Source organism: Polynucleobacter sp. 35-46-11 (genome assembly GCF_002281105.1).
This window is the reverse complement of the sequence record NZ_NCFJ01000137.1, coordinates 1-5,615: the sequence shown is the minus strand read 5'-3', so window position 1 is coordinate 5,615 and position 5,615 is coordinate 1. Positions and strand designations below refer to the sequence as shown.

Sequence of the window (5,615 nt, the reverse complement as noted above, 5' to 3'; positions counted from 1 at the left end):
CTCTAGGTGCTTAGCAGCTAGGGCGGGATCTTTCTCAGCGGTTATATTGGGGGCTGACTTGGTCAATGTATTTATCTATGGCTAAATGCGTATTAAATGACTTTGGTTTTGTAATAACTAGGGCGGCAAATTTTGCCTCTTTATTCCCATAGAATATCAATATTTAGGGAAAAAAGGCAAAAAGGTTCTATATTTAGTGATATTATGTTTACAGAATTTTTACCTGATTTGACGGAATCGACCCATTGAGCGAAGAGGCAAAGCCCGGAATACAGGAAAGCGAAAAGGATGCAGCAGTAGTCAGCATTGGCTCTAAAGCCGCCTCCGCAGCTATTCCAGCGATGGCCCCATCTAAGGGCAAGGTCAAACTCCCCTCAAAATTAGGCGAACTCCAACAGCGTTTTGGTGCATTAGGTCTACAACAGCGCCTGATCGTACTTGCTGCACTCTTCCTCTTTATTGCAGTCTTGGTCTTTGTTTCAATCTCCGGCCGAAGTAGGGATGACTACCGCGTACTTTTCTCCAGCATTAACGAGCGTGACGGGGCTGCAATCGTAGCTGCCTTGCAGCAGATGAATGTGCCTTACAAGTTCACAGAAGGTGGTGCTGCTATTTTGGTGCCAGAGTCTTCTGTTTATGAAACCCGTTTGCGCCTTGCTGGACAAGGGCTTCCCAAGGCGGGCAACGTTGGTTTTGAGTTGCTTGAAAACCAAAAAATGGGTACCAGCCAGTTCGTAGAGCAGGTGAACTATCAGCGTGGTCTTGAGGGTGAGTTGGCACGAAGCATTAGCTCATTGGCGCAAGTTAAATCTGCCCGAGTGATGTTGGCTATTCCTAAGCAAACCGCATTTATGCGTGAGCAAGAAAAACCCACAGCCTCTGTTGTCGTCACCATGCACCCTGGTCGATTCTTGGATGCCCAGCAAGTTGCTGCCATCACGAATTTAGTAGGCTCTTCAGTGCCTAACTTAGGCCCAGCCAATGTGACGATTGTTGATGCTGAAGGCAGTCTCCTAGCCCCCAATGCCCAGCGTTTAATGGGACTTGATAGCAATCAGTTGAAATATGTAGCAGAACTTGAAGGCGCTTTATCTAAGAGAGTCCAGGCTATCTTAGAGCCCGTTACTGGTAAAGAAAATGTTCGTGCTCAAGTAACGGTTGATATGGATTTTGGTGAGCTTGAGCGAACCGAAGAAACGTTTGGTCGCAACTCACCACCAAATCAATCCTCGATTAGAAGTCAGCAAACAAACGAAGCAGCAACACCTGGATCTGCAGCGGCGGGTGTCCCAGGTGCGCTCACCAACCAACCTCCTGGTGGCGGTCAGGCTCCGATTAATGCAGCAGGCGGAGCTGCTGCTGGGCCGCAGAATCTCAATGCACCGCCATCAAGTTCAAGCTCTACTGCTAGCAACATCAAAAAAGACTCAACAATCAACTACGAGTTAGATCGTGCGATTCAGAGAATTAAATCTGAAAAAGGTCAAGTCCGAAGAGTGTCTGCTGGTGTAGTCGTGAACTACAAGCAGCCTACCGGGGTAGATAAGGATGGCAAGCCACTCAAGCCGGTGCCTTATAACGCCAAAGAGTTGGACCAGATTAATAACTTAGCTCGTGATGCGGTTGGCTTTAATGAGCGTCGTGGCGATAGCGTCAGTGTTGCCAATATTCCGTTTAAGGTTGAAGCTGACGTAGAGCCTCCGTTTTACAAGCAGGCGGGTGTAATTGAGCTCAGCAAAGAGTTCTTTAAGTTTGCGATTATTTTGGGATCTCTAGGTATTATTTTCTTTGGCGTTGTGAAGCCTTTACTGTTTCCTAAGAAGATGGATGAGGCCTTGGAAGAGCAGCGTATTGAAGAAGAGTTTGATGAGAAGATGAAGGCTGAGATGGCCCAAATGGATCCGAAAGCTCGCGACAAGCGTCGCATGGAAATGGAATTGCTCAAAGAGCGTCAGCGAATTGCTGAAGAAGAAGAGCGCGCACGTCTCGAGGAAGAGCGTGCCAAGCTTGAAGAAGATCGTAAACGTGCTGATGAAGAGAAGAAGCAAGAGTACGACGAGCTACTCAAGTACGCGCAAGAATTTGTGGAGGAGAATCCAAAAGTGGTTTCTTCTATCTTTAAAGAGTGGTTGGCGGATGATGCCGAAAAAACGAATACCGCTAACGCAGCTGCCGCTGCTGCTGGTTGAGATAAAGAGTAGATAGACATGGCTGACGAAGAAACCGGCGCCCCCAAACAGCTCTCGATCGCTGAAGCTCTGAAAGAGGGCGTCAAGGGCGCAACTCAATCTGGAAGTTTGACTTTCGAAGAGCTGGATGGTGCTTCGCGCGCTGCCGTGGTGTTGTTAGCAGTAGGTGCTGAATCTGCTGCAAACGTCTTGCGTCAAATGACGCCATTTGAAGTGCAGCGCCTATCTGGAAAGATGGCGGTCGTTCGATCCTTAAGTCGCGATCTTGTATTGCAAGTGTTGCGTCAATTTAAGGACGTCACTGCGAATAACTCACAAGTGGCTTTCGATACCGATTCCTTCATGCAAAACATGCTGACTAAGGCGATGGGTGCTGAAGGTGCTTCTGATTTGCTCGGTCGTTTAGAGTCCACGCTCGACATGTCGGGTATTGAAACTTTGAAGCGTATGGAATCGGATGTTCTGTACGAGATGATTAAGAACGAGCATCCGCAAATTATTGCTACAGTGATGGTGTTCTTAGAGCCGTCGCAAGCAGCCTCTGTTCTCAAGTTGTTTGCTGATGATTTGCGTAACGAATTGATCTTGCGTATTGCCTTGTTAGAGAAAGTCCAACCAGCTGCTTTGAAGGAATTGAACGAAGTCATGTCACGCTCCGCAGGTCCAGATGCCGACTTCCGCAGAAGCACCGTCGGTGGTGTTGTGCCTACTGCAGAAATTCTCAATATGTTGTCCGGTGGCTTGGACAAAGAAGCGCTCAATACGATTCGTAACTTTAATGGCGAATTGGCTGATGCAATTCAAGAGAAGATGTTCGTGTTCGAGGATTTCAACGACATCGAAGATCGTTCGCTACAGACCCTCTTGTTAGAGGTTCCGCAAGAAACTTTGATCGTTGCTCTGAAAGGCGCAAGTCCAAAGTTGCGCGAAAAGTTATTCAAGAATATGGCTAAGCGTGCTGCCGATGGCGTGCGCGAAGATCTCGAGACTCGCCCACCAGTCAAGGTACAAGAAGTCGAAGAGATGCAAAAAGAAGTTATCCGTGTTGCACGTGTCTTGGCTGATGAAGGCCGCATGATCATGGAAAGGGGCAAGTCAGCCGATGCCTTCCTCTGATGAGGACTCCCTGCTGACGAGGTGGGAGCCTCCCTCCTTTGATCCTCCAAAGCCCCCTAAACCTCCTAAGGTTGCGCCTATTCAATACCCTACGGTTGAAGAGGTTGAGGCGATTCGCGACAACGCCTATAAAGAAGCTTATGAGTTAGGCTCAAATCAAGGTTTTGTAGAAGGTAGGGATGCCGGTTACAAAGAAGGCAAGGAATCAGGCTATCGCGAGGGTTATAAACAGGGCTATGTCGAGGCAGACGAAGAAACTAAACGTTTGCAAGATGCACTGGGTCAATTGCTTGAATCAATCACTGGAATGCCTGAGGCCATTGCTGAGCCCCTCACACAACTGAGTTTTGAGATTGCCTCTCGCCTAGCTGCCAATATTTCAATGGAGCGTGCTCCGTTTGTAGCGGCTGTGCAAGAAGCCTTGATGCGTCTTCCACGCCCCGGTGAAAATCTTTACCTGCGTCTGCGAGCAGAAGAGGTTGAGACTTGGAAAAAAATTGTTGATGATCCCGGTCTCCCATTTGCCTGCACTATTTTGGTTGACGCGGATGTACGGCCAGGACATGCTTATGTTGAGGTGAGTGGTGCACGTATTGATGTGGGCCTTGAAGCACGCTTAGCTCTCGTCAGAAACGCCTTAGGTTTGGATGACACTGCTGAAGAGCTCGCAACGGTGAACACAGAAGCCTTGATCGATAGCAGCATCAATATGCTTGAAGACGAATCTAGTGATGACTCTCACTTGGATGAAGAACAGCATCTTGATCCCCCTGACTCTGGTGAGGTGGAGAAAGAGTGAGTCACTTGCAGCCGACTCAATTAGCAGATCAACTGGAGATGCGCAGGCAGCATCTGGCGCAAGCGCCTCGCTCGATTCGTGAGGGTAAGCTCAAGCGGGTATCTGGAATTGTGCTTGAGGTAGAAGGTTTGCCAATGAGTATTGGTACTGGCGCAACCATACTGTCTGAACTTGGTGGCAAAACCTATGATGCGGAATGCATTGGCTTTAACGGTGCCATTACCTATTTAATGCCGATCGACACAATGGAAGGTATTTCTCCTGGAGCTTTGGTTTATCCAGCAGATACCCCCTTTAATTCTGGATCGGGATATACCTCCAATAGCATCGGTGAACCACTACCTATTGGCGAGAGTCTGCTTGGTCGTGTAGTCGATGGCTTGGGTCGTCCGATTGATGGCAAAGGTTATGGGGAAAAACAATTCTCTCCATTTATTCAAAGAACTCTGAATCCCTTGGATCGCACTCCAATTCATGAGCCATTAGATGTTGGGATTCAAGCAGTCAATGGTTTGCTCACAGTGGGTCGAGGACAGCGGGTTGGAATATTTGCTGGTTCTGGAGTTGGTAAAAGCGTTTTATTAGGTATGCTCGCGCGCAACTGTGTAGCTGATGTGATTGTGATTGGCTTGGTGGGTGAGCGGGGTCGTGAGGTGCGTGAGTTTTGTGAAGACACTCTCGGCCCTGAATCATTTAAGCGCGCGGTTGTAGTGGCCGCTCCAGCAGATGCTTCCCCCTTAGCGCGCTCTAAGGGTGCCTCGTATGCAACTGATGTAGCGATCTGGTTTAGAGATCAAGGTAAGCATGTTGTACTGATTGTGGATTCGCTAACGCGCTATGCGATGGCATTACGGGAGATTGGCTTGAGCTTAGGTGAAGCGCCGGTAGCACGTGGATACCCGCCTAGTGTGTTTGCTCGCATGCCTGAGTTAGTTGAGCGCGTTGGTAATGGCGCTAATCCCGATGGATCGATTACGGCGTTTTATACCGTGTTACTAGAAGGTGACGATACGAATGATCCGGTTGCGGATACTGCCCGCGGAATTTTGGATGGTCACTTCTTCTTATCTCGAGAATTAGCAGATAGTGGTCACTACCCAGCTATTGATGTTGAAAAGTCAATTTCTCGTGTGATGCCTAAAGTTGTCTCCAAAGAGCACCTCTTATCTGCGAGGCGCCTAAAGCAACTTTATAGTCGCTATATGCGAGGGCGTGATCTAGTTTCTATGGGCGCCTATATTGCCGGCACCGACCCAGATTTGGATGCAGCGCTCCAGGCTTGGCCAAAAATTCAGGCATTTTTACAGCAAGATGCCGAGCAAGCCATTCCAATCGATCAAACCGAAAAACTTCTTTTCGAGATCGCTCCTCCGGTGGTTTAATTCTTTATGTCTGCAATTGAGCTACTTCTGCGCCTAGCTAAAATCCGCGAGGATCAAGCGATGGCTCGTGCAAAAAGGGCTGCCGGACAGGTTAATCAAACAAAAGCCTTTAAAAATCAAGTACTTGAT

General features: G+C 48.4%; 4 protein-coding genes. All 4 read left to right on the top strand.

All coding sequences use genetic code 11. The features are described 5' to 3' along the window. Positions 1 to 245 precede the first annotated feature (245 nt). The 4 genes from fliF to B7Y67_RS10025 are packed head-to-tail and all read left to right on the top strand — an operon-like array spanning position 246 to position 5,486. Complete coding sequence (gene fliF / locus B7Y67_RS10040) at positions 246 to 2,189, top strand: flagellar basal-body MS-ring/collar protein FliF (protein WP_293598525.1); 1,944 nt, start codon at positions 246 to 248, stop codon at positions 2,187 to 2,189. An 18-nt stretch (positions 2,190 to 2,207) separates the two neighbouring features. Then, positions 2,208 to 3,305, top strand: coding sequence for a flagellar motor switch protein FliG (gene fliG, locus B7Y67_RS10035; protein ID WP_215302778.1), 1,098 nt, complete (start codon positions 2,208 to 2,210; stop codon positions 3,303 to 3,305). Beyond that, entirely contained in the window at positions 3,292 to 4,104 is an 813-nt protein-coding gene (locus B7Y67_RS10030; protein WP_293598524.1) for a FliH/SctL family protein, read from the top strand. The genes fliG and B7Y67_RS10030 overlap by 14 nt, the downstream gene beginning before the upstream one ends. Continuing rightward, positions 4,101 to 5,486, top strand: coding sequence for a FliI/YscN family ATPase (locus B7Y67_RS10025; RefSeq protein WP_293598523.1), 1,386 nt, complete (start codon positions 4,101 to 4,103; stop codon positions 5,484 to 5,486). The genes B7Y67_RS10030 and B7Y67_RS10025 overlap by 4 nt, the downstream gene beginning before the upstream one ends. The last annotated feature ends 129 nt before the right edge of the window (positions 5,487 to 5,615 follow it).